At 66.7% G+C, this 468-nt stretch carries 1 protein-coding gene; it reads right to left on the reverse strand.

What is annotated here, in order from left to right; translation table 11 throughout:
- Positions 1–149: 149 nt before the first annotated feature.
- Positions 150–468 (reverse strand): enoyl-CoA hydratase/isomerase family protein (locus DYI24_RS27735; protein WP_246701404.1); only part of this gene is annotated, 319 nt, incomplete at its 5' end.

Below are 468 nucleotides of genomic sequence, written 5' to 3' on the forward strand. Positions count from 1 at the left end.
GCGGGCCACGCCGTGCACCACAACCTCATGGTTCGAGACGGCGCTACGCGCCTCCTCACCATGAGGGCCGATGACTTGGGAAACAACTTCGGGATTCCGGGTTCACGCGCTGGCGCGCGTGCCCCGGAATGACGTGCCAATGAGGAAAGCTACCGCCCCTTGAAATGCGCGACGCGGCGTTCTTCGGTGGCTTTGACGCCTTCCTTGAAGTCTTCGGTGGCGCGCAGGCGGGTCTGCTCGGCGAGTTCGTGCTTGGTGGCTTCCATCACCCGGTCGGCCAGCCCGGCGCGCATGGTGGCGCGGGTCGACAGCAGGCCGAGCGGCGAGCATTCGGCGATCTCGCGGGCGAGCTTCAGTGCGCCGCTGCGCACCTCGTTGATCGGCACCAGCACGTTGGCCAGGCCCATCTGCACCGCTTCTTCGCCGGTGACGCGGCGCGAGGTGTAGAACATCAGCTCGGCGTTGTTC

Source organism: Rhodopseudomonas sp. BR0C11 (assembly GCF_010820945.1).
GTDB classification, from domain to species: domain Bacteria; phylum Pseudomonadota; class Alphaproteobacteria; order Rhizobiales; family Xanthobacteraceae; genus Rhodopseudomonas; species Rhodopseudomonas palustris_H.